The sequence below is a fragment of the Desulfoluna sp. CLI2B genome (assembly GCF_056847375.1).
The window spans coordinates 3022501-3047909 of the sequence record NZ_CP186557.1 but is presented as its reverse complement, the minus strand read 5'-3'; the positions used below and the strand labels follow the sequence as shown (position 1 = coordinate 3047909).

General features: G+C 39.9%; 26 protein-coding genes (1 of these 26 running past the window's edge). All 26 read left to right on the top strand.

Annotated elements, in window-relative coordinates:
- The first annotated feature begins 6 nt into the window (after positions 1-6).
- A complete protein-coding gene (locus tag ACOYW2_RS14355) occupies positions 7-894 on the top strand; it encodes an NAD(P)-dependent oxidoreductase (protein ID WP_482770864.1) in 888 nt (295 codons plus the stop codon).
- 11 nt (positions 895-905) lie between these two features.
- Entirely contained in the window at positions 906-1799 is an 894-nt protein-coding gene (locus ACOYW2_RS14350; RefSeq protein ID WP_482770863.1) for a glycosyltransferase family A protein, read from the top strand.
- 51 nt (positions 1800-1850) lie between these two features.
- Positions 1851-2840 carry a TIGR04372 family glycosyltransferase gene (locus tag ACOYW2_RS14345; protein WP_482770862.1) on the top strand — a complete coding sequence of 330 codons (990 nt, stop codon included), beginning with the start codon at positions 1851-1853 and terminating at the stop codon, positions 2838-2840.
- Positions 2841-3320: 480 nt separating this feature from the next.
- Positions 3321-4070: a class I SAM-dependent methyltransferase gene (locus ACOYW2_RS14340; protein ID WP_482770861.1), complete on the top strand. Its 750-nt coding sequence runs from the start codon at positions 3321-3323 to the stop codon at positions 4068-4070.
- 118 nt (positions 4071-4188) lie between these two features.
- Complete coding sequence (locus ACOYW2_RS14335) at positions 4189-5178, top strand: SDR family oxidoreductase (RefSeq protein WP_482770860.1); 990 nt, start codon at positions 4189-4191, stop codon at positions 5176-5178.
- Positions 5168-6655, top strand: coding sequence for a PfkB family carbohydrate kinase (locus ACOYW2_RS14330; protein ID WP_482770859.1), 1488 nt, complete (start codon positions 5168-5170; stop codon positions 6653-6655). The genes ACOYW2_RS14335 and ACOYW2_RS14330 overlap by 11 nt, the downstream gene beginning before the upstream one ends.
- Positions 6656-6673: 18 nt before the next feature.
- Positions 6674-7726, top strand: coding sequence for a nucleotidyltransferase family protein (locus ACOYW2_RS14325; RefSeq protein WP_482770858.1), 1053 nt, complete (start codon positions 6674-6676; stop codon positions 7724-7726).
- Positions 7727-7738: 12 nt separating this feature from the next.
- Positions 7739-8179: an SIS domain-containing protein gene (locus ACOYW2_RS14320; protein ID WP_482770857.1), complete on the top strand. Its 441-nt coding sequence runs from the start codon at positions 7739-7741 to the stop codon at positions 8177-8179.
- Between the two features lie 371 nt (positions 8180-8550).
- Positions 8551-9681 (top strand): ABC transporter transmembrane domain-containing protein, encoded by a 1131-nt coding sequence (locus tag ACOYW2_RS14315; RefSeq protein ID WP_482770856.1) that lies wholly within the window; start codon positions 8551-8553, stop codon positions 9679-9681.
- A 20-nt stretch (positions 9682-9701) separates the two neighbouring features.
- The gene (locus ACOYW2_RS14310; protein WP_482771031.1) at positions 9702-10232 is read left to right on the top strand and encodes an ATP-binding cassette domain-containing protein; all 531 of its coding nucleotides are present in this window, start codon (positions 9702-9704) and stop codon (positions 10230-10232) included.
- A gap of 54 nt (positions 10233-10286) precedes the next feature.
- On the top strand, positions 10287-11282 hold the full coding sequence (locus tag ACOYW2_RS14305) for a glycosyltransferase (protein WP_482770855.1): 996 nt from the start codon (positions 10287-10289) through the stop codon (positions 11280-11282).
- 85 nt (positions 11283-11367) lie between these two features.
- The gene (locus ACOYW2_RS14300; protein ID WP_482770854.1) at positions 11368-12684 is read left to right on the top strand and encodes an O-antigen ligase family protein; all 1317 of its coding nucleotides are present in this window, start codon (positions 11368-11370) and stop codon (positions 12682-12684) included.
- A 108-nt stretch (positions 12685-12792) separates the two neighbouring features.
- Positions 12793-13953 (top strand): hypothetical protein, encoded by a 1161-nt coding sequence (locus ACOYW2_RS14295; protein WP_482770853.1) that lies wholly within the window; start codon positions 12793-12795, stop codon positions 13951-13953.
- 109 nt (positions 13954-14062) lie between these two features.
- A complete protein-coding gene (locus ACOYW2_RS14290) occupies positions 14063-14653 on the top strand; it encodes a hypothetical protein (RefSeq protein ID WP_482770852.1) in 591 nt (196 codons plus the stop codon).
- Between the two features lie 13 nt (positions 14654-14666).
- On the top strand, positions 14667-15146 hold the full coding sequence (locus ACOYW2_RS14285) for a glycosyltransferase (protein ID WP_482770851.1): 480 nt from the start codon (positions 14667-14669) through the stop codon (positions 15144-15146).
- Between the two features lie 26 nt (positions 15147-15172).
- A complete protein-coding gene (locus ACOYW2_RS14280; RefSeq protein ID WP_482770850.1) occupies positions 15173-16015 on the top strand; it encodes a glycosyltransferase in 843 nt (280 codons plus the stop codon).
- 394 nt (positions 16016-16409) lie between these two features.
- Positions 16410-16802 (top strand): class I SAM-dependent methyltransferase, encoded by a 393-nt coding sequence (locus ACOYW2_RS14275; protein WP_482771030.1) that lies wholly within the window; start codon positions 16410-16412, stop codon positions 16800-16802.
- 604 nt (positions 16803-17406) lie between these two features.
- Positions 17407-18279 carry a glycosyltransferase family 2 protein gene (locus ACOYW2_RS14270; RefSeq protein ID WP_482770849.1) on the top strand — a complete coding sequence of 291 codons (873 nt, stop codon included), beginning with the start codon at positions 17407-17409 and terminating at the stop codon, positions 18277-18279.
- A 1-nt stretch (position 18280) separates the two neighbouring features.
- Positions 18281-19216 carry an NAD-dependent epimerase/dehydratase family protein gene (locus ACOYW2_RS14265; RefSeq protein WP_482770848.1) on the top strand — a complete coding sequence of 312 codons (936 nt, stop codon included), beginning with the start codon at positions 18281-18283 and terminating at the stop codon, positions 19214-19216.
- Complete coding sequence (locus tag ACOYW2_RS14260) at positions 19216-20208, top strand: MraY family glycosyltransferase (protein WP_482770847.1); 993 nt, start codon at positions 19216-19218, stop codon at positions 20206-20208. Before ACOYW2_RS14265 ends, ACOYW2_RS14260 begins: the two co-directional genes overlap by 1 nt.
- A 66-nt stretch (positions 20209-20274) precedes the next feature.
- Positions 20275-22173 carry a polysaccharide biosynthesis protein gene (locus ACOYW2_RS14255; RefSeq protein ID WP_482770846.1) on the top strand — a complete coding sequence of 633 codons (1899 nt, stop codon included), beginning with the start codon at positions 20275-20277 and terminating at the stop codon, positions 22171-22173.
- Positions 22174-22319: 146 nt separating this feature from the next.
- On the top strand, positions 22320-22619 hold the full coding sequence (locus tag ACOYW2_RS14250; RefSeq protein ID WP_482770845.1) for a ComEA family DNA-binding protein: 300 nt from the start codon (positions 22320-22322) through the stop codon (positions 22617-22619).
- 82 nt (positions 22620-22701) lie between these two features.
- Positions 22702-23760: a dTDP-glucose 4,6-dehydratase gene (rfbB, locus tag ACOYW2_RS14245; RefSeq protein WP_482770844.1), complete on the top strand. Its 1059-nt coding sequence runs from the start codon at positions 22702-22704 to the stop codon at positions 23758-23760.
- 33 nt (positions 23761-23793) lie between these two features.
- On the top strand, positions 23794-24675 hold the full coding sequence (gene rfbA / locus ACOYW2_RS14240; protein WP_482770843.1) for a glucose-1-phosphate thymidylyltransferase RfbA: 882 nt from the start codon (positions 23794-23796) through the stop codon (positions 24673-24675).
- A complete protein-coding gene (gene rfbC / locus ACOYW2_RS14235) occupies positions 24672-25244 on the top strand; it encodes a dTDP-4-dehydrorhamnose 3,5-epimerase (protein WP_482770842.1) in 573 nt (190 codons plus the stop codon). The genes rfbA and rfbC overlap by 4 nt, the downstream gene beginning before the upstream one ends.
- Positions 25241-25409, top strand: the beginning of a protein-coding gene (rfbD, locus tag ACOYW2_RS14230; RefSeq protein WP_482770841.1) for a dTDP-4-dehydrorhamnose reductase. 737 nt of this gene lie beyond the right edge of the window; only the first 169 of its 906 coding nucleotides appear in the window; its start codon is at positions 25241-25243; the stop codon falls past the right edge of the window. Before rfbC ends, rfbD begins: the two co-directional genes overlap by 4 nt.

Below are 25409 nucleotides of genomic sequence, written 5' to 3'. Positions count from 1 at the left end.
TTTATTATGAAACTAAATTCAATCATTATTTATGTAAACGAACCTGATCTCTATCAGCATGTTGATTTCAGTCAATATCCTGAAATAAAGCATGTCTATTACCCAGATACATTGAATGGGGGTGGGGCAGAGGTCGATGCTGTATTCGTCGGTTTGAAGGATGTAATCGATGACCGATTTTTACACTCCTTTTTAAACGTGCGATATATTGTTTCCAGCACCACCGGTACAGATCATATAAAAACATCACGTGACATCGAAGTTGTCAATCTGGACCCGCGGGAAATAGAGGCTGTTTCTGCGACTGCAGAATTCAGTTTAGCCCTGCTTCTGGGGTTGGTGCGGAAAATTCCTTTCATCGATCATGACTGCGTGGATGACCGCCAGCTCTACAGGGGTGTTCAATTGCGTGGAAAGCGCATTGGGATATTCGGAATGGGACGCTTGGGCAAAAAAATGGCCAAATATGCCGAAGCCCTGGATATGGAATGGGTAGGCTTTGATCGTGAAGGGACTTCCAGTGAGAAGGAAGAAATCCTGAAGACCTCGGATATTATATCGATTCATCTGCCGCTTAGGCCCGAAACTATTGATTTCATTGATCAGAATTGCTTTGAAATGATGAAGAACAAACCTTATATTATCAACACGTCAAGACCGCAGATTATCTCAAAGAGTGCTTTGATTTATGCCCTAGATAACGATTTGATATCCGGTGCTGCCATGGATTTTATCAACTATGATGCAGATCATAAGTGGGACATGGCGTTGAAACCTCATACAAAGGATAAGTTGTTTCTAACACCACATATTGCAGGCAATACACATGATTCTATAGAGTACACCTCACGTGTTGTTTTAAATAAGCTAATGGCGATAATTACTGCGGTTTGAGGGGGCGTTGTATGAAATTATTGTATGCTGTCTTTACATACAACAGATATTATCTGACGAAAAATTGTATTGAATCAATTAAAGAATTCGGGCCGGAAGCAGATCTTCTTGTTGTTGATGATGGAAGTTCAGACAAAAGGCTCTTGGAGTATTTACAAACATTAGAAGGCAATGAAAATACGAAGGTACTATACAGGTCTAATCGCTTAAAAGAATTGCATGGCGGTGTATACTTTAATATGGATGCAGCCGTTGAATATGCACATGACAGAGGCTATAGTCATATATTTTTTATTCAGGATGATACTCAGTTTATGTGGAAAGATCATTCTTTTATAGAGCGAGTTGAAAAGATATTTGAATACCATTCTGATGCGGCAATGGTTGGGAGCATATTTCAAAAAGGCATAGTATTTCCATCGGCATCTGTACGATTTATCGCGTATGAAGAAACGGAGTGCTGGCATCTAAGGCCTTACGCATTAACTGACATAGGGATAATGCCAGTCGGTTTGATCAAGAAGCATGGGTTTAGCTTCTCCGATGTAAGTCATGAAAGCAAGAATAGCTTGTTTTGGAAAAATAAGGGCTACAAATTTTATACGACTTCATCACCTGTGATGGCTTGGGTTCCCTGGCCCATGGTTGTCAGATATAATAAGGAGAGTTCGGAAAGAAGCCCTGTAAACAAATATTTCCTTAAGCCATTAACAGTTCAACAGGTCGGGTTGCTTAGCGAAGCTAGAGTATCAGCGATACCAACTCACGAAAAGTTCTGTCAAACGTGGGGATGGCGAGCTTTGAAGCCCTATTGGTTTACGAAAGATTATTGGGGGTATCTTAAGTGGTTGAAAAGATGGATGATAGAGAATAAGAAGATCCCCTGTTTTTCAAAAGTGAATTGAATTTGCTGTGATTCGATTTATTATTAATTGTTTTGAAAAGGCGACTTTGGCTTGAGTCTTATTTATAATAAAATTAGAAGTCTTTTATTACATTTTATCACGCTTTATCAGATTATCCATTTTCTAAAAAAGCATAAAAATGAAATTTTTGATAATGAAATAATATATCCCTTTTTCCGAAATAGCTTTGGTCATCAAATCGTGGGGTTTGATTACGCATCCAGGCTTTACTATCCTCATCGAGTTTCTGTTGTATACATCCAGAGTCCACGTTCAAACCCATATCTTCCGTTATGTTTTGAACACAATATGGATGTATTTCAATTCAGTGGGGTAAAAAATACCAATATTCAGTTTCGTATACTAAAATTTTTGCTAATTTCGATTAGTGCTTTTTCCAATAAACATTTTGTTGTCCTTTGGGAGTCATTGTTTAAACAACTTTCCATTTCTGGTGGTAACCTGCAGTGCGGTTATGAAGATAACTCACTAATAACAGATTATAAAGACTATACAGGATATGCTAGGGTTGTTAGGTTGGGGCTCGGTGAATCTCCAAAGCTTCCAGATTTCCTGATAAGCGAAGTCGAGTTAAAGATTAAAGCTGTATACCCAAACTTCTTGAGTAAACCGTTTGTTACAATGCTTCTCAGAGGAAAAGGAAAGGGGGGACGGTTTGATGATTACATCAGAAGCTCAGGACCACAGGGAAATTATGTTAGCACCGTTAAATTTTTAACTGTTAGTGGATATCATGTGGTAGGAACCGGTGAAATCCAACATTCACATTTTGAAGCCATTCATGGCTACTATTCACTTTCTGATGTCGATGTTGATCCAAAATTGCTGAATCTATATTTGATTATGCGGTCAGCTATTTTTATTAATCAGCATTCTGGACCATATCATTTGGCAGAAGCCTGCGGGATACCTGTAGTTCTTTGCGATGTTATGCCATATTGGCAGGGTGCTTTGAATCCAAGCAATATAGTTTTAAAAATAAACAAAATCGAGCAAGATCACAAGCGAATTCTTCGATGAGTTACATTTATAAGACCCATCATGATTTAGTATTGGGCATAAACTATAAAAGAAAAGATATTCATGTGCTACCTAATGATTCTGAAGAAATATATGAAGCAACCAAAGAAACTGTTTTAATATTGAATAAAGAAAAGAAGTATACAAACGATGAACTGTGTATACAAAAAAAATTCAGAGGTCTATTTACTCAAAAAAATATTTTAGTTACTTATACTCTGAATTGCCCGCCAATATTTGTTTTAAACAAGCTAAAAGATGAACTTGCGAATATTTAAATAATTCAATTTGGTTTTTAGTTGGGTATGAGAGTAAAATATTTCTATAGCAACTAAGCCAGAATATAACCCTCACTCTAATTATCCTTTTATTGGGTATTAATTGTTTTGGTGTCTAATTCACTGTAAGCACAGTTTTTTTTTTGTTGATTTCATAGTGAATGACTTGAATACTATATGATGTTTTTATGGAGATAGCATAATGCGAAAATTATATGATTTGTTGAATAAAGTTCGTAGGAATATTGCAGAAAGACTACTTCCAGATGACTGTTATGTTCAACACAATCCAAATTTTAATTATGTATTGAACTATTATCCCGATTTTATGAGTGATATGGAAGAATTTAATAATCATAGTGAAAAATTGTTACGTGATGGAAATAGATGGTTAATGATTAACCTCTTGTGTGATATTGCCAATAACTGCAAAGAGGGGGACTATGCAGAATTAGGTACATATAGGGGGGCTTCTGCACGTTTGCTGTTTAATCGAAAGAATAGTGAATCAACTTTGTACTGCTTTGATACCTTTGAAGGATTTCAGTCTTTTGACCTAAGAGTTGAACAGGAAACAACTAATTTGAATCTACAAGAGGGAAAGTTTTCTGATACGTCTATCGAATCGGTTATCAAAACAATATCAGGTGAGAATTGCCATGATCGCTTGGTGGTAAAAAAAGGTCTTTTTCCAGAGACATATACCGGCCTTAGCGGGCATAAATGGCGTTTGGTTCATTTAGACTGTGATTTATATTCTCCTATGAAATCTGGGCTCGAAAAGTTTTGGCCCGATATTGTTCCGGGAGGTGTTTTATTGGTTCATGACTATAATTCAGCCTATAGTGGTGTTAAGAAGGCCGTAGACGAATACTTTAAAACGATGGGAGTCATACCTGTTCCACTGTGTGACAAAGTTGGAAGTGCTGTTATTATTAAGAATCAACGATAGTAATTATGATGAGATTTGGTATTATTTGCTTCTTGTGTAAATGAATAAATTTCAGATATCTGTCTTGTCGTTAAATCAAAATTTACTGTTATATAAATTGATTATATTTTGGAGGAGTATGAAGTCGATTGTAACTGGTGGCTGTGGGTTTATTGGAAGTCATTTAGTTGATCTGTTGGTTGCTGAAGGACATCAAGTTACTGTTCTGGATAATCTCAGCACTGGAAGATTAGGTAACATTAGTCATATTAATGATAAAATCAATTTTATCAAATGTGACCTATCTATAGCTGGGGATTGGCAAAATGTTTTCAGTGATGTTGATTGGGTGTTCCATTTGGCAGCTTTGGCTGATATTGTTCCGTCAATTCAGAATCCCCATGATTATTATATGTCCAATGTAAATGGAACGTTTAATGTCATGCAGTCCTGTCGTCAGCATAACGTTAAAAAGGTAGTTTATTCTGCTTCATCATCTTGCTATGGGATACCAAAAACACGAGTAACCCCTGAAACGGAAAGCATAAGTCCCCAATACCCCTACGCCCTTACCAAGCTGTTAGGAGAAGAGATTGTTCTACATTGGAGTAAAGTATACGGTATTGATGCAGTATCTTTGAGGTTTTTCAATGTGTATGGGACCCGTTCACGAACATCGGGTACGTATGGCGCTGTATTTGGGGTCTTTTTAGCTCAAAAGCTTGCTGGGAAACCTTACACTGTTGTTGGTGATGGCGAGCAGACACGTGATTTTACATACGTTACAGATGTTGCGGATGCGATGATTGCTGCAGCTAAGAGCGAAAAAACCAATACAGTCTATAATGTTGGAAGCGGTGAAACCATTTCTGTAAATAGGATTGTGGAGCTTCTTGGCGGAGAAAAAGTCTATATACCCAAGCGTCCCGGTGAGCCCGACTGCACCTTTGCTGATATTTCGAAAATCCAAAGCGAACTGGGGTGGAATCCAACGGTAAAAATCGAAGATGGTGTTCAGAAACTTTTAGATAATATAGATTACTGGCGAGAGGCACCCGTGTGGGACCCCGAAAGTATCGGAGAACAGACGAAAGATTGGTTTAAATACCTTGGGAATAATGATGGATAAATTCAATCCACCACGTGTGCAGAGCTTTAAGCGCGATCTTAACAAGCAACAAAAGGTTGTCTTTGTTTCTGGAAACTTTAACTCATCCGCATCCCGAAACCAACTGCGCCTGTTGAAGTTTGCATCCCAATGTGGGGATTATCTTGTTGTGGGTGTGAACGCTCAAGAAGATAACGAAGCCTTTTTGCCTGCTGATTTGAGATATGAATCAGTATCTTCCGTTAGTTTTGTTGATGAGGCTGTTTGTCTCAATGAACATCCAATTGATTACATCAAAAAATCGAAACCGGATGTCGTGGTTAAAGGGAAGGAGTTTGAGGACAAATACAACGAAGAACTCGAGGTGCTCCAGAGTTATGGCGGGAAGTTAATTTTTTCTTCGGGAGAAGTGACATTTTCGTCCTTGGATTTGTTGAGGTCTCAAATTAAAAATCCATCTGTAGCAGGTATTATCACGCCCCATGATTTTATTCAGAGACATAAAATATCTTCCATAAGTCTATGTCAAACTGTTCGTCAAATGAGTCAGTTGAAGGTCTGTGTCATAGGAGATGTTATCGTTGATGAGTATATATCGTGTGATCCTTTGGGGATGTCCCAAGAAGACCCTACAATTGTTGTAACTCCCGTTATGAATCAGCTCTTCTTAGGAGGAGCTGGTATTGTTGCAGCTCATGCAAAGGGCTTGGGGGCACGGGTGACATACGTGACGGTGGTTGGTAAAGATGAGCAAGGGGACTATGTAAAAAGATCTCTTCAGGACTATGGGGTTGAAAGCATTCTTTTCGAAGATGAAAGCAGGCCGACAACCCTTAAACAGAGGTTCAGGGCTCATGATAAGACTCTGTTGCGAGTCAACCATTTGATCCAGCGGTCAGTAGGAAAAGACATTCAAGAAAAGATAAAAGAAAAGCTCAGATCGGTTATTGAAAATATGGATCTGGTTATCTTTTCTGATTTTAACTACGGGTGTTTGCCCCAGGAGATAGTGAACTATCTGTCCAATCTTTGCATGGAAAATGATATCCCGATGGTAGCTGACAGCCAGTGTTCCTCCCAGGTCGGTGATGTGTCTCGATTTAAAAACATGGCTTTTATAACCCCTACCGAGCGAGAAGCACGAATTGCAACCAAGAATTATGAAGAAGGTCTCGTGATAATGACCGAAGCGCTGAGGCAAAAAACACAATCAGATAGTGTTTTGGTTACTTTGGGGGCCGAAGGGGTTTTAATCCACACGAATGAAAACTCAAGTACTCCTTATGTCACTGATCGCATTCCTGCACTCAACCTCAGCCCGAGAGATCCAGCAGGTGCCGGAGACTCTTTGCTGACCTGTTCTTCTTTGGCAATGGCTCTCGGTTGTGATATATGGCAATGCGCATATCTTGGCTCTGTTGCGGCTGCGTGTCAGGTTGGGCGGCTCGGTAACGTTCCATTGAGTCAAAACGATCTCCTCGGCCAAATTAAGTTTTGATGAAGGATTAATAGGTAAGTGAAAGCAATTCTATTGGCATCTGGTTTCGGGACCAGGTTAAGGCCGTTGACGGATCATATTCCGAAGTGCCTTGCGCCTATCAATGGTAGGCCCCTTCTCGATTATTGGATATCACTTCTAAAAAGCTCGGGTGTTGATGAGGTATTAATCAACCTGCATTACTTTCATGATCAGGTTGCAGAGTTTGTTCAAGACTATCCGTCAGACTTGAATATTACCACAGTGTATGAGCACGAACTGCTGGGCACAGGTGGAACCCTTCTTGCAAATCGGGACTTTTGCCATGATGAGCCTATCCTCCTCATTCACGCTGATAATTTGTGTTACTGTGATCTGAGAGGTTTCATGGCTTCACACGAGAAGCGTCCTTCTGGTACAGAAATCAGCATGATGACGTTTCATACGGATCACCCCGAGTCGTGCGGAATTGTTAAACTAAACGCCCAAAATATCGTTACAGATTTTTTCGAAAAGTCCAGTGAACCCCACGGCAATTTGGCAAACGCTGCAGTATATATTGTTGAGCCTACAGTGATTGACTTTATTGAAGGTTTAAGTAAACAGCAAGTGGATTTCAGTACTGAGGTGCTGCCGAGATATGTCAATAGGATACATTCTTACCTTAACGATATGTACTTAAGGGATATTGGCAATATCCATCATCTTCTTCTGGCTCAGAATGAGTTTGACTATGAAGTTAGTTGTCATACTGAAAATAAATCCTGGTTTAGAAAGCTTAATGCTGATGGGCTGCATATCTCGACTGACCTGCTTAATGCTTTAGCCGCTTTTTATCAGGCCGAAATCATTTATGCTGATGAAAATGTTCAAAATAAACCATTGTCAAGTAAATCCCCTGTGATTTTATGTTGTGAGCGTTATTCAGAGGAATTGGCAACAGCTATTGTTGATTTTGGTTCAGTCTACGACATTGTTTTGGTGCTTTTTAAAACCGTACCACATCATTTTTCTGCTCATAGATTTTACAATCGATTTAAACTGAACTGTTTTGCTGTGTCGAAAGACACAGATGAAATGGAAATTAATTAGGAGTCTTCAAGCATGAATCCATCACAGTGGTTGCGTGAGCTTTCTGCCGCAATTGACAATACCAATTCGAAAATTAGCGGCGTAGAAACTTCGTTAGAGGCGTCGTTTAAGCATCTTGCAGACATTTTTCGAACTGTTCGTGATAACGGTAAGGCTGTATGGTGGGTAGGGAATGGCGGTAGCTCTGCAATGTGCTCACATCTTTCACAGGACATGATGAATAAATTGAGTATAAGGTCCATGACTTTGAGCGACTCGGCAATGATAACTTGTATGGCAAATGATTTTACGTACAGTAATGTTTATTCTCGGCCATTAGAAACGCTTGCAAAAAGTGGTGATTTGATTATCGCTATTTCGAGTTCTGGTAATTCAGAAAATATTTTAAATTGTGCTAAGCTTGCATGTGAAAAACATGTATTGTCACTTGTATTGCACGTTACAGTCAAATAAACTGTGGAATTATCCTGCAGATATTTCTTTCTATACTCCATGCGAGTACTATGGCCAGGTTGAAGTAGCGCATGAGGCCATCTTTCATTCTGTAATTGAAACCATGTGGATAAGTGAGCAGTGATTGATATTTAGTTGCTTAGCTTATGGGCCAATTTGTCTCAATGCTTTAATTACCTTTGAAAGTTCGTTTCATATCCGCTGCTTGAAGCGTAGAGAGTAGGTGTCACATCATTAATTTGCAAGATCATAGCAAGCACATCCATTTTTATAAACGATTAGTTCAATATTATCTTCTCTTTTATAACTATGTAGGGTGCAAGATTCTGTACTTTGTAGGCTTAAATGTTCTGACCTCCATATTGGATGTTGTGGGCGTCTCCCTGTTTTTTCCGCTTATACAGCAACTGGATACCGGAACTGCGTCAACTGGGGATAAAGTTACAGAACTGTTTAACAGCATATTGGTATATGTTGGGCTGGATATTAATCTGAAAAATGTTTTGATCGTTATCGGTCTTGTATATGGCTGTAAAGCGATTCTCTATTTTTTTACATGTGTTTCCCGATATTTTATTTTATACGTTTTCGAAAAAGACTTGAGGGAAACTTTAAATTCGTCTTTTTCCGGGATGGCCTACGGTTATTATATTCAAAATAACTTAGGCTATTACTCTAATCTTGCGACGACAGAAATACGAAAAACCATATCTTGCTTTTCACATTATACAGAAATGTTGGGGGGGGTGGTTCAGGCCCTGATCCTCTGTATCGCTTCGTTTTATATAAACCAGAGTTTCACGATTATCGCTATTTCATCAGGCGCGTTTATTTTACTCTTGTTTAAGATCCTGTCGAAGTTGTCCTTAAAATACTCGTACCGAGCTGTCCAGGAAAATGCAACCTTGAACAACTTGGTTATTCAAAAACTATCAGCGTTTAAGTATTTGGTTGCTACAAATAAAATCTTTAAACTCAGGGACAAGATCAATGATACCATAAAAACTGTTGCGATGATCCAACTGAAGTTCGGTATCATTGCTTCGGTGCTAAAATCTATCAAAGAGCCCTTAGTGGTAATGGTTGTTGTGGTGATCGTCTATTACCAGTTAGTCGGTGGGCACAGTTCGGTCGGTGGAGTTGTTATTTCAACGCTTTTTGTCGGTAAAATACTACAGTCAATCCTGGCATTCCAGCTGAGCTGGCAGCGTTTTTTGGGGACCTCTGCTGGGCCGCAAGTTTTGCATAATTGTATTACAGAAATCTCAAGAGAAAATGTTGAGGTGACCGGAAAAAGCAAGGATGCTGATTATATATCCGGTATTGCTTTCAACAATGTTTCTTTTGCATACAAGAAAGGCACGCCTGTCATTAATGACCTGACGATGAACATTAAGAAAAATGCGATGGTTGGAATCGTTGGGGCTTCTGGTGCAGGTAAATCCACGATCGTCGATTTAATTACGCCGTATTTCGAAGTTCAAAAGGTAATATCTGCATAGACGGTGTTCCTTTGACAGATATGGATACAGTCAAATACAGGGACCTTATTGGTTATGTGACTCAGGATAGCTACTTGTTTGATGATAACATTCTAAATAATATAAGCTTCTGGGAAACAGAGTTAAGCCCGGTAGAAGTCGAGAGCAAAGTATCCGATGTAACGAAAATGGCAAACTGTGACGAATTTATACGTGCTATGCCAAACAAGTTTTTGACCAATGTAGGGGACCGTGGAGTTAAAGTTTCGGGTGGGCAAAAGCAAAGACTCTCATTTGCCCGTGAACTGTATACTAAGCCCGAGATTTTGATATTGGACGAAGCGACAAGTGCTTTAGATACTGAGTCAGAAAAATATATACAAAAAAGCATAGAATCCCTAAAAGGAACAATTACAATAATAACCATCGCCCATAGATTGTCCACGATAAGAAACTGTGACTACATATATGTTATAGACAATGGGTATGTGGTTGAAGAAGGGACATACAGTCAACTAAAAACGAATAATGATTCAAAGTTTTCACGGATGTGTGAAATGCAGAATCTTTAGTATCATCAAAGTATAATATTAGGTCATTTTTGTTTGTATTTATCAGGGGTCTTTATGGTAGCCAACAATAAAATAAAGATATATTTCAACTACAAGCACATTGATTCACCTTGGGGGGGGGCGAATAATTTTATTAAAACGTTGCATAAGGCCCTATCCATCAGCGATGATTTTGCCATTGCTGATGATATACAAGATGATTATGACATACTTTTCATGAACGATCTCGGAATGGGGCCCCTTAACGGCAGCAAGAGAATTCCCTTGGAAAAGGTTTTAAAACTCAGGGAGGAGAAGAGAAAGAAGGGGATTGATTTGAAAATAGTGGTGAGGCTTGTCAACTTAAAGCGACATGCACACAAGCTTGGTCCCCGCAGTTATATATATGCCTGTATGGACGATCGAAAGACTTTGAAACTTGCCAATATGGCTGACTTTGTAATTTTTCAAAGCGAGTATCAACGCAGTTTTTTTAAGAAATACGGTTATAAAAATCATCAAGATGTCGTTATTCATAATGGCGCTGATGAAAGATTTTTTAATTCTGAACCTCGCCCCCCTTTAGGAGACGGTACAATAAGGCTCGTTTCAGCCACTGCAACTGATAACGATATCAAGAAACACGATTGGATTGCAAAAATATCCGAGCATCAAGGTGTGGAAATGGTTCACCTTGGCAGGTGGCCTAAGAACAAAGATAAAAAAAAAGTAATAACAAAAGGATTGTTGGACAGTTCGGAGATGGCAAAAATATATTCTGGAACTCATTATTTCGTCCATACTGCAATTAAAGATGCCTGTCCGAATGTTATATTTGAAGCAATTTTATCCGGCTTACCTGTAATTTATAATCCCAATGAGGGAAGCAGCCAGGAAATTGTCAAAACAAACGGTTTTCCTGTTGATATTGAAAATATTTCAAAAACAATCCACCAGGCAAGATCGAATTATAATCACTATGTGGACAATGTGAATGTTTCTCGAAATTATTACTCAATAGATCGAGCATCTCGTAATTATATGGATATTTTTAAATCTATATGTTCATAGCTTATTTTTAGTTTTCTATTCCGTTTTTTGGAGGGGTGTTTTCCCGACAACAAAATATACACATTTGATTCGATAAGCAAATTATATGATAATAAATAAGCGATTTTGCGAAAAGATAATTGTCTTCACAGGATTGATTTTTCTCTTTTTTTGTCTTTCGTTTCAGTTTAAAGTTAATGGACAACAAGCGCTCAGGCCTTTGCACTATCCTGGTATATTTATGATGATGGGTATAGGAGGTGGCCTTTTCCTAAAATCGCTTCTTCTCAATACAAAATTTAAATCACCGTTAGTATCATGGATTCTTACAATCCTTCTCTTTTTTTATGCCTATATTCTGCTGAGTACTATCGGTGGGCCTATGAGAGCAATAAAAGACAATATTATTGGTTCGTCAGTTGATATATTAATAATTGCTCTTAGTGTATACTATCTTGCAAAAGATACCAATAACCTGAAACGATTAACTGTGCTGGTCTCGAAAGTGGTTATAATGGTTGCTGCGATGTCTGTTTTCATAGGCATTGCAGTTTTGTATTTTGGGGTTAATATAAACATTGGGCCAGTTCTGGTCGCGCAATCAGTATCTTACGGTCGAATACACGGGTTTGTAGGTGATCCAACCCACTTCGGGGCATTGATGGGGTTGGGCGTCTTGTTTTCGATATATCTCTACTCAGTCTATAAACAGAAACGTTATGTTTTTACAGGTGTAATTTTGTTTGGCTTTCTGGTTTACTCTGGAAGCAGGAGTGGTGTGTTAGCGCTTTGTGCTAGCCTTGCTTGTTCCTTAAAACTGAAAATTAAAAAATCACATCTTCAAATGTGCATTTTGATTTTTTTTCTTTTATCGGGCATCCTTTCGGTTTTAACTTTTGCTTTTTTTGATGAAATTGTGGGTTTCATGAATATAAAGTTCAGGTTAAATGATCCCAATGCCTGGGACCGAATACGGTTTTGGATGAATACGATCGACTTTTTTGAGAATGGATCTATTGTTAACTCCCTTTTTGGGCATGGCTATAACGCTTTGGCAATGAATGGTATAGCGTGTTTCAATACCTACCTCAGTTTTATGGTTAATTATGGAATCATATTTCTATGTTCATTTTTTGTTTTTGTGATTTTGGTCATACTGTTTTTAATGCAGGCTATGGCAAGTGGAATGGGTAATGAACTCAAGCGTTTATCTATGATGCTAATCGTCTACTCCTGTTCTTTCGGGATGTTCATTGAACTCATTTTTTCCGGTTTTTTCCATTTCATAAACTTTGCCTTTATTCTGGGCCTAATTATAGCCGATAGGGTAATCGGATTCGAAAAAACATTATTCCGAGAGGCTGCACAGAAGAGATGTGTCAGGGATTCTTTAACTGAAGATAGCGTTTTAGGATATTGCTAAATATGCCCAAGTGCCAAATTTTATGATTGTCATTATGATCAGAAGTGATAGATGATTCGAAGAGTCTAAATTATTAATTAAAACCTTAATCACATGTGAGCAGAGAAGTTGAAGAACATAAATGGAATAAAGTTGGCGAATGCCCAACAGGGTTACTCATCGTACATACACGCGTGCAAAACCGGAGAAGCACAATTTCGGTTCACACTCAACTCTGAAACAACGCCCTTTGCTCTGTGCTTTGCTATCTTTGGTCTTCACTTGCTGCGTGACCTTAAGTCATTTGAATCAAATAATGATGTGTTGTCCGAGGTGTTGATCAATAACCTCTTCAAATATAAAAAGGCGAGAGAGAGATACTACGAGCTGGTATATGACAAGCCATTTTTGCAACTGCTCACTTTTACACTGAGTTCCCTTTGGATCATTGATAGGCTTAACGATAACCGATTGGAAGAGTTGGTTCGGTTGCTGATGCGCCGTGACGTCAAGAATTACCTGACATCAATAGGGGCTTTTGACGGAAGGCCTCAAAGTGGTAATATGGCCATGTTTATGGCTATTCTTTATATCTATAGTCGGGATTATCTCGGTATAAATACGCAGGTACTCATAGATCAGTGGGTCGATCTACATATTCAAAACATGAATCCCAACGGGTTTTGGGGGAATTGTAAAGATATGTCTTATCTCCAATTTCAGAATGGATTCCACCAATATGAAATTTTAGAATATCTGAATATCGATAACCCGAAATCAAGGATAGCAGCTCAAGGTGTGTTGGCGTTGTCAGACGATAAGGGGCACTATGCACCTTATTATGGTGGTGGTGGATGCTATGATTATGATGCCATCAGTATAATTACAGGTGGTTTTTCCAAACTCAATGACAGCATCAAGCTTCACTTGTTGTTAACAAGCACTACGCTTCTTGGTGAGCAGAATGCTGATGGTGGATTTGCAGAAAATCATTATGTAAGACCCAGGTCAAAGACTCTTTTATATCATAATCTTAAGAAACTTGCTAAGCTTAAGGGTAAAAGAGCAGTGTATGAAGCATTAAGATCTTTCATAACGCTACAAAGGCCCGTGAACAATCGGGTTCACACTCATTGGAGCAGGTATTCCCGTAACTGGTACGAATCTAATTTATGGGACTCATGGTTCCGTATGCTGACGATTGCAAGGATAGATTGTACTTTAAATAAAACCCCATTGTTTCCCTGGGGTTTCATTCAATTTCCTGGGATTGGTTTTCACTCTAAGTAAATTAGTTAGTAAATTTATTATGCGTATAATATACATATCACCCTCTTTGATGCCTTCTAAAAGTGCGAATTCAATTCATGTAGCGAGGATGTGCGAGGCCTTTTCTAATTTGGGGTACAGAGTTGATCTTTACTATGCCCATAATCAGGCATTTTCTCCTTTTTCAAAACATGTCCTTGAAAATTTTTATGGCGTGGACTTGAAACATGTGACCTGCAAGCCGGTTGTTTGCAACGAAATAACCCCGGGGATCAATGCGCGTATTGCGTTTAAGTCATTTGTTGACATTGTATGCTCCTTAATGCGTTTCAGTTTCAAAGATAATCTTTTGATTTCCAGGAACTTATACGCTGTTTTTTTTCTCCAATGGATAAAAATGAAAAATATAATATTCGAAACGCATCATTTGGAGTATGGCTTTCGGAAAGTTTTTCAGTCGATTCTATTGAAGAATAAAAAGGTTAAAACAGTCGTAATATCGGAAGCATTGCATGACGATTTGGAGAAGCATGTTGGTTTACGGCTTTGCGATATAGTCGTACTTCCTGATGCAGCCCCTTCAGGAATAACGCGCGTTGAATCTCAACACAAGCCTGGAGAGCGTAGAAATATAATTGGTTGTGAAAAACTTGATCGGTTTTCATTGGTTTCAGGTTATTTTGGGCATTTATACGAAGGCCGCAGCAGTACGATAAACTAGTTCTCTATTATCATTGAAGAATCCGGATAAATGCTTTTTGATATTCGGAGGGAACGAACAGGATGTTATCGAAAGCCGAAAAAAATATCAGTCAGACAATTTAAAAATCATGGGGCATGTATCACATGAAAAAGCAATTCGTATCATGAGTTTAATGGACGTGCTTTTGATGCCCTATCAAAAAAGTGTCTCCATTGGAAGCAAGAAAGGGCATGACACATCAAAGTGGATGTCTCCAATGAAAATGTTTGAGTACATGGCAACAGGGGTACCGATTATAGCTTCCGATTTGCCTGTTATTCGGGAAATCCTGCACGACAAGCACAACTGTCTGCTGGCTCATCCTGAAAATGATGAAGAGTGGAATACGTGCCTAAAACTCTTGGCTCAAGATAGTTCTATTTATAGTAAGATTGGTTGTACTGCGCATAAAGAATATTTGGAATCATACAATTGGGACTCACGGGCAAATAGTCTTTTGGGTTTAAGCTAATCTAATAGAATACCTCTGGAATAAGAATGAAAAAAACGGTATTTATCATTGTTCCCTCCTTCACGCTTGCTGGCCCTGTAAAGGGGGCTATTGCTTTATCTAACAGTCTTGTTGATCATGTTAATGTCAATATTGTCCCACTGAAGAGTGATACAATCGATAACTCATTATGCTTAGATCCTAGAGTCAGTATTATTTCACTTGCAAAGATTCGTGGTTGGAGACATAAATTTCAATTTTTCAAAAAGGTGATAAATGCAAATGGTGGAAAAAAATGTACTGTTACGGTTTCATTTTCCTTTTCTGCAGACCTTTTTAGCTCTTTTTTAGTTTCCTATACAATGATTGTTAGCAGTGTTCGTGGAAACCTCATAAAAAACTATTTTTATGATTATGGTTTAAGAGGGGTTCTTCTTGCCGTGTCTCATTATTTGCTCTTGCATCGATTTGATACTGTTGTCGCTATGTCCTATACAATGCGAAAACAGCTAAGGGTTTTGGGGCTCAGGCGAATAGTTGTTATTGGAAATTTTATTGACGAATATAGTATATCAAAATACAAGGTAACGCATCAAAAAAATGATGAAAATCAAGGTTTCAAGTTCTTGTTTCTTGGGAGTTTAACAAGTAGAAAAAATCCTTTGCTCCTTATTGAAGCGATTCATAAACTCAAAGTATCTGGGTTTCCATGTGAAATTGATTTTGTTGGCGTAGGCCCTCTTCTGCCAAGTCTTCAGGAGAAGTGCGTTCAATTGCATGTCCAAAAAAATGTTAATTTTCATGGTTTTGTCAAGTGTCCCTATGAGCTTATCACAAAAGCTGACTGCATGGTCTTGCCCTCATATTCGGAAGGAGTGTCAGGGAAGTGATGAGTGATTATCAGTATCACCTGCTGAAGTGATGTGAATGGTGAAATAGGTGCATGAGGAGTTAATGGAGAGCTTTTTACTTATGACGGTGAGATTGTCGATGCAATGAAAAAGATGATTGTCAATAAAAATAAGTTTAATCCAAAAATGAATGTTCTGTTGCCAGAGATGTTTAGGCAGTATGAGTCAGTTTCTCGATTTATCCAACTTTTCGAAAGTGCTTGAAATGAATTTTAAAGAATACAATACATATTTGTTATCAAGAAGTAGGTTGGGTAAGCTGTATAAGTTATGGTATTTATATCCTCGTATTAATAAGTATTTACCAGGAAAGGTATTAGATGTTGGCTGTGGTATTAGAAACTATTAATCATGAGGCGCTGTTGGAGTCGATATTAACCCATATAACGTTGACTATTGTAGACTGAATTCCTGTGATGCGCGTATTATGCGTAAGGATATATTGCCTTTTTCTGATAGTTCTTTTGATGGTGTCATACTTGACAATGTTTTAGAGCATTTAAGTGATCCAAATGGCTTGTTATCGGAAATCAAAAGGGTCTTGGCTGATAGTGGTTTTTTTGTTGCCGGAGTTCCTGGCAAATATGCTTATAACACCGATGAAGATCACAAGAAGTTTTATGATGAAGACCTTTTGGTTAAAACAATGTGCTCACATGGATTTGAAAAGATGCGCATTATGCATATGCCTGTAAAATCTCGTTGGCTTGAACAAAATATATCTCAATACTGTTTGTATGGTTTTTTTCAGAATAGAAAAAAATAATAAATTGTACAGTCAGCTTGTATGTCCTCACTTGTCATGGTGGCGCTCCAAGCTAAACCGCTCCAATCGTGCCGTTTGAATCCCCGCCCTGAATTTTCAGGTCAAAGACCAGAAAGGAAGATAAAAAAAAACTACAAAACCTGAAATCATTTTAAGTGTGAATTTTAAAGTAGCTCATCGTAAAATGCCCACTTCCTAAAGGCTCTTGTTTTCGGGTGAAACAATTTGCGTTGGGTGAGGTATCGTATGGGTTGGATAGGGAGATGTGGAGAAGTGGCTCACAGCGTTCATACTTTGATTACAGTTCTGTCAACTTTCTCTGTCCTCAGTGGTGTTGATTGTTGGACGTAAAAACTATATACATTATGTATACACATCGTTGTTTATTGGGCAGCTTCAATAAACCGGAGACAGGTTTTGGGTTTGAGAATATTTCGCTACGACCGCAGAGGACTTGCGCAAATTACTTGGAATTATATGCACCATAAGAATACGAAGATAGGCATGAAAGCTAACAGGTTCTGTACATGGGGATCGCTTAGAGTGAGTAATATTCAAGCTCTCCGTTATGCTGGGGAATGATAACAAAAGAAAGATTGGTGTTATGGATTTATCAATTATTATTATTAACTATAATACAAAGAAACTAACCCATGAATGTGTGGACTCCATATATGCTCTGACGGAGGATATCGATTTTGAGGTCATAGTTATTGATAACGCATCTACAGACGGGTCATATCACGAACTTTCAAACTTAGCATACGATAACTATACATATATTTATAACGATTTAAATGTCGGCTTCTCAAAAGCAAACAATAAAGCAGCTCAGCACGCAAAAGGGGCTTACATTTTTTTTATGAATAGCGACATGGTGTTTGAAAATAATGTCCCAGGAAAATTGCATTCTTTTTTGTGTAAAAACAAGAATGCCGGAGTCGTAGGGCCAAAGTTTTTGAATAAAGATAAAAGTCTTCAGGTTTCATGTCGTGATTTTCCCTCAATTAAGTTTGGGTTTATTAAGTTCTTTCCTTTTCTTAAATTGTTTTTTTCTGATGAGTATAGCAGTTATTACAAGAAGTCTTATGAGTTTGAAGAAATTCAAGCAGTTGATACTATATCGGCAGGCGCTCTTATGATTTCAAGAGACTATTTTAATCAAATCGGTAAGTTTGATGAGTTTAGTTTTATGTATGGAGAAGATGCTGATATTTGCCGGAGGGTTCGTGACGATGGGAAAGATGTGATGTATTTTCCTCATGCGGTTTTGGTTCACTATGGTGGTCAAAGCAGCAAGCTCAATAGTACCAAAGCAATTTGGTCCTACTATATGGCATTTTACTTCTTGTATAAGAAATATCACTTTAGCAAGGTGGGTGTGCTTTTTAAACCTATGTTTATTGGACGGGCCATCGTTGAAATAGGAATAAGTTATTTCCGCTCCGACAAACGTATTACATGGAATACAAAGTAAATTGAGAAAAAAAAATATTTTGATTACCGGGGGGGGGGGGCAAATTGGTACAGGCTTGCTACGGCTTCTCCTGAAAAGTTGCTCTTTCAATGTTCTTCGAGTGATTGCTAAAGATAAAGCCGATGCAGATCGAATTTCTCAAGTGGGAGAGTTCAATATTGTGCATGCTGATATTTCACGAGGTTTTACCCAAATCGCCAAAGAACATTTTGAAGACATTGATACTGCTATCCACTTGGCCGCTTTGGTCCATACACCTAAGGCGAGAGAAGAAGAATATTATGACACTAATTTTTCCGGTACTGTTGAGTTGATCAATCTATTCAATAAATACTCTAAGGCAAGTGTAAAACAGTTTGTCTATGTATCAACGGTAGCCGTCTATGGTAATTACAAAAATTCAGTCTACTCTGAAAAAGATGAATGTTATCCCGAATCTCCGTATGCAAGAAGCAAGCTTCTGGCAGAAAAGGCTTTGCAAGATATATGTGAAAAGCATGATTCCCTAAAATATTCCATTGTTCGCCCTGCAACAATCTATTGCAAAAACGATAAAGGTAATGTGGGAAAAATGATTGCTTTTGTGAGAAAAATGCATTTTTTTCCGGTGTTTGGTAGGGGGGACAACAGGAAGACGTTAATTCATATTGATGACATCATCGGTGGTATTTATAACTGTATTGGCAATTCAAAAGCCTATAATGAGCTTTTTGTTTTTGGTGGCGAAGGATATACTATTTACGAAATACTAACGTCCATAAAGCGCGCTTACAAACTTAAGGCGATATTCGTTTTTTTGCCTATGGTATTTACCGATAAGATCGATGTTGTAAAAAAACTTACTTTAAACAGTATTTATTCATATAAAAAGGCTGAATCGCTTTTGGGCTACAAACCTGTTGCCTTGGATAAAGGCTTAGAGAAAATATCGAAATAATGATGCTTTATATTGTTTGTTTAACATCCCTTCTTGTTGGCTTGTCGGGGGCCTTTGTAATAAGAACTTATGGTCGAAAGTTTGATATTATTGATATTCCTACAGATCGAAGTTCTCATGTTAAACCTGTTCCGAAAGGTGGTGGGATAGGAATACTGTTGAGTTTTGTTTTTTGGGCATTGTGTAGCGATGTATCTATTGCTTATGTTTTTGCTGTTTTGACTTTGGCTATGATCAGTTTTTGGGGGGACCGACAGGAGCTCTCACCCCGGTTTAGATTGTTTGTACAATTTGTGTGTGCGCTGATAGTAGTTATTTGCGATTGTTATCCTATGTGCGCGTACCTGGCGGGGGATGTTTTGTTTATTCCAATGTTAATATACCTTGTTGGGACCTCAAATTTTTATAACTTTATGGATGGAATCAATGGTATTGCAGGTATCACTGGTGTTATTGCCTTTGCCTTGTTATCAGTCTATTCTGTTGTATCTGGATTTGAGCCTAACTATATTTTTCTGTCTCTTTGTATTTCTTTTTCGTGTTTGGGTTTTCTTCCATTTAATATGCCGACTGCCAAGGTTTTCATGGGGGATATTGGAAGTATTCTTTTAGGCTTTGCTTTTGGAAGTATGGTTCTTTTCTTGGCTCTTGATTTCGGTGACTTTGTCTGTATGAGTGGCTTTCTGTTTTTGTTTTATTCTGACGTTTTGACGACGATGGCTATTCGAATAAAAGACGGTGAGTCTCTTAGCAAGCCTCATCGTAGGCATTTGTATCAGATCCTTGCAAATGAATTGCAAATAGACCACTGGAAGGTTTCAGCCGGATACGGCGTTGTGCAGTTAGGGGTAGGAATCGTTTTAATTGTATGTCGATCTGACACTCCTTTATGTATTTGTTTTTTAGTTCTTGGCTTTATAGTTTTTTCCATTACCTCTTTATATATCCGTAACGTGAAATGGTCCAATGAGTTCAATGGGAAAACAGAATAAGATTTTTGAATTTGCCTAACATTTCGCAACCACTTTGTTTAGACGATAGCTTTTCGAAAGATTGTCATGAATAAATATATAAAATCTCTCCCAAATCTTCTTATAGTTCTTTTTGCCGATCTCTGTATAGTGTGCATGGCTTATTACCTCTCATATTTTATACGATTTGATTTTGATATTCCTGTTCAAATGGCTGTGCGCTTCAAGGAGAGTTTGTTCTGGGTTGTAAGTATAAAGATCGCCTCATTTGCAAATTTTAAGTTGTACAGGGGCATGTGGCGATTTACAAGCATAACGGACCTCTTTAATGTTCTTAAAGCATCCACTTTCGGGTCGGCATTCCTCGTCTTGTTTATTCTTTATATAAACCGCTTTAATGGTTTTTCTCGATCAATTTTTATAATCGATTGGTTTTTAACTGTATTATTTGTCTCTGGGTTTCGAGTGCTTGTTCGTATTTATTTCGAAGGGCGATTCAAAGCTTGGGCACGCTTGATTTTTCCAGCGCTATTTAAGTGCCAAGGCAAATCGGTTTGGAAGCAGAAACAAAAATTGTTGATTATCGGCGCCGGGAATAGTGGCGAAAAAATATTTCGAGAAATCAAAGACAATGTCGGGCTTGATTATCGAGTTGTTGGTTTTGTCGATGATCATCCGGTAAAGAAAGGGAAGTATATCCACGGTAGAAAGGTTTTTGGCGGTGTCAGCGATCTGCCTGACATAGTACGGAAAACAAACGCCGAAGTGCTTTTGATAGCTATCGCTTCAGCAACCTCCAAACAGATGAGGCGAATCATTGCTGAATGCAAAGGGACTGGTCTTCCTTATAAGACCATCCCGGGCATCGGTGAAATTATTACTGGTGATGTTTCTGTCAGTACAATTCGGGATGTTTCATATAATGATCTGCTTGGGCGGGATAATGTAAAACTGGACACCGGACTGATCAATACAATGTTGCATAGAAGTACGGTTCTCGTTACCGGTGCCGGGGGCTCTATAGGGGCTGAACTTTGTCGTCAGATCTGCCGGTTCAATCCCAAGCAAATCATTCTTTTTGAAAGAGCTGAAAGCCCTCTTTACTCGATAGATATTGAGCTGAAACATCTTTTCCCGCAACTTGATATCGTTCCTCTGCTTGCCGATATCCAATACCCGAATCAGCTAGAGATGGCGTTTGAAAAGTATCATCCTGAAATTGTTTTTCATGCAGCTGCTTACAAACATGTGCCAATGATGGAGCAATACGCTTGGAAGGCCGTGAAAAACAATGTTATCGGATCTCAAAATGTTGTTGATGTTTCTCTCAGCTATGGTGTGAAGCGTTTTGTGCTGGTTTCCACGGACAAGGCCGTGCGGCCTACCAATGTCATGGGCACGACCAAGAGGGTTGCCGAGATGATGGTTTTAAACCAGATGCATAAAGAGGGGTGCCAGACCAAGTTTATGGCAGTGCGCTTTGGCAATGTGGTTGGTAGTGCGGGAAGCGTTTTGCCGCTTTTCAAGAAGCAGGTCAAGGAGGGCGGCCCCATTACCGTCACCCATAAAGAGATAACCCGCTATTTTATGACCATTCCCGAGGCGGCTCAGTTGATTCTCCAGGCTGGTGCCATGGGCGAGGGCGGTGAAATATTTGTACTGGACATGGGCGAGCCTGTGAGAATCGATGCTTTGGCACGTGATTTTATCCGCCTGTCTGGTTTTGAGCCGGATGTGGATATTGAGATCAAGTATATTGGTCTACGGCCAGGGGAAAAGCTTTATGAGGAGCTGATTACGGAAGGCGAAGGGATTGTTCCCACGGAACACCGAAAAATTATGGTGTTGAAAGGGCGGCAAAAGGACCTCGTCAAATTAAACGGGAATATCGATAGTCTAAGCGCGTTGTCGGAAGAGTATCGTGGGGATGACATTCGGGCAAAGTTGATGGAAATTGTTCCAGAATATAAGCCAGCTTCGCACTAATTGGGCGATTGTATAAAAAAGCTTTTAAAAAACTTGTCTGGGTGGTAAAAGAATCAAAAAGCAGTGGGTTAGTTCGATGCTTGTGGAGTCTTTGGAATGCCTTTCTGATCATCATGAATGATTTACAAGACTTTAAGGAGAACCAAATGAGACGATTTGTACTTGCTATTCTATCTATCCTCACCCTGGTATGCTTTTTTTCTTTTTCAGCGGCTGCCTCTACTAACGCGAAAGTTAATATCAATACCGCCTCTGTTAAAGAGTTGTCTACCCTAAAAAAAATTGGTGAGAAGGTTTCTCAACGTATCATCGAGTTCAGGGACACCGTGGGCCCCTTTGAAAACCCTCAAGATATCATGAAAGTGAAGGGGATCAGCAACAAGATATTTGAGATGAACAAGGACCGGATTGTTGTGAGGGATGAACCTGCCCCCAAAAAATCCTGATACAATCCGTTAGAAATTTCATAAAAGCCATATCGTGTACCGGTGTGGCTTTTATATTTTAAATAATCATTATAGGGAAGATATGAAGAATCATATTCTTGTGACGGGTGGAGCCGGGTTTATCGGATCAAATTTTATCAGTTACCTGCTTTCTGAAGACAAAGACACTCATATTGTTAATTTGGATGCCCTGACCTATGCCGGGAACCCCTTAAGTCTTTCTCATTGCGAGTACAATGATCGCTATACCTTTGTACATGGTGATATTCTGGACAGGGAACTTCTTGAAACTCTGTTTCAAAAATACGCCTTTACCGGCGTGATTCATTTTGCAGCAGAATCCCACGTGGATCGTTCCATTCTCGGGCCCGAGGCCTTTATTGACAACAATATCAAGGGTACCTTCAATCTGCTGGATGTGGCATACCGTAACTGGAAAGAGGGCCGGGGGCTCACCCGGTTTCACCATATCTCCACGGATGAGGTGTATGGCAGCTTGGGAGAGTCGGGGGCATTTACCGAAACGACCCCCTACGATCCATCCAGCCCTTATTCTGCGTCAAAGGCCTCCTCGGACCACCTTGTGAAGGCCTATCATCGGACCTATGGGTTCCCTGCTCTTGTTACGAACTGCTCGAACAACTACGGCCCTTATCAGTTTCCGGAAAAACTGATTCCCTTGATGATACTTAGTGTCATGGATCAAAAGCCTCTTCCAGTGTATGGCAAAGGACTGAATGTCAGGGACTGGCTTTATGTGGAAGACCACTGCAGCGCCATTTGGAAGGTGTACAGTGATGGAAAAGATGGGGAGACATACAATATTGGCGGGGGGGCTGAGCGGAAGAATATCGAGATCGTGCATCTTCTCTGCGATTTGGTGGATCAAAAACTGGGGCGCAGTGACTGTGCTTCGAGCCGAAATCTCATTGTGTACGTCAAAGACAGGCCCGGGCATGACTTCCGCTATGCCATCGATGCATCTAAACTCAAAAATGAACTGGGTTGGGAGCCTGCGTTTACCTTTGAAGATGCCCTTGAAAAGACAGTGGACTGGTACTTGAGCAATATGGAGTGGGTGGACAATGTGAGAAGTGGAGCTTACAGACAGTGGATTGATACAAATTATGCAAAAAGGTAATGTTGAGTTAACCACGGCTTCAAGGAGAAAACCATGAAAGGTATTATTCTGGCCGGTGGTTCGGGGACACGGCTTTATCCCATTACAAAGGTTGTGAGCAAGCAACTTCTTCCCGTCTACGACAAACCCATGATCTATTACCCCTTGTCTATTCTGATGCTGGGGGGAATTCGGGAAATTTTGATTATTTCCACACCTGAAGATCTTCCACGGTTTCGTGCGCTTTTAGGGGACGGAAGCCAGTGGGGACTTGATTTTTCTTATGTAGAACAGCCGCGACCCGAAGGGTTGGCCCAGGCGTTCACATTGGGACGCTCTTTCATCGGGGGTAGCCCTGTCGCCCTTATTTTGGGGGATAATATCTATTATGGACAGGGGTTGACCGGCCAACTGAAGGCGGCTGTTGAGCGAACCAATGGTGCCACAGTGTTCGGGTACTGGGTTTCGGACCCCGAACGTTACGGTGTCGTGAGCTTTGACGGGCAAGGACGGGTGACGGGCATTGAAGAAAAACCCGAAATACCGAAGTCGAACTGGGCGGTGACTGGGCTCTATTTCTATGACAACCGTGTTGTTGAGTTCGCCTCTGAACTGAAACCCTCAGCCCGTGGGGAGTTGGAAATAACGGATATCAACCGAATGTATTTGAAAGAGAACGCTCTTCATGTGGAAAAATTGTCTCGCGGGACTGCTTGGCTGGATACAGGGACCCACACCAGTCTTATGCAGGCCGGAAGCTTTATCGAGACCATCGAGGCCCGGCAAGGGCTTAAAGTCGCATGTCTTGAAGAAATTGCATACAAAAAACAGTACATCGACGCTGAGCAGGTCGAACGTCTTGCACAGCCTATGCTGAAAACGGGCTACGGTCAGTATCTGCTGTCGATGCTTTCATATGGGATTGAAGAGGTATGAAGATTCTTTCTACGTCCATTAAGGACATTAAACTCATCGAACCGACAAGGTATGGCGACCAGCGAGGCTATTTTTTTGAATCCTGGCATCAGGAACGGTACAACTCGTTCGGCATTACCTCGCGTTTTGTTCAGGACAATTGTTCCATGTCTAAAGCCGGAACGGTTCGTGGGTTGCATTTCCAGCTGACCCATCCTCAGGCCAAACTGGTTCATGTGCTTAAAGGCGCTGTCTACGATGTGGCGGTGGATATCCGTGTGGGCTCGCCCACCTTTGGTCAATGGGTGGGGGCTGAGCTGTCCGAGGAGAATGGCCGCCAACTCTACATTCCTGAAGGCTTTGCCCACGGTTTTTGCGTCCTTAGTGACGAGGCAGTGTTCTCCTATAAATGCAGTGACTACTACATGCCGCAAGATGAGGGGGGGGTCCTTTGGTCGGATGCCCAGATCGGCATTGAGTGGCCTGTTTCAGATCCTATCCTTTCGGAAAAAGACAAAGTCTATCCGTGCCTTGCGGAAGTGGAACCTTGCAGGCTTCCTGTGTACGAGGCGCTGGGAGGTGGGGCGTGAAGATACTCCTGCTTGGTGCTGGTGGACAGCTCGGAAAGGATATCCAAGCTCGTTGCGGGCATCATGGTCTGGATATCGAGGCCGTTGGCCATGGCAGGTGCGACATTGCCTCAAAGGAACAGCTTCGTGCCGTGTTTGGTGAGGTCTCCTGCCATGGTGTGATCA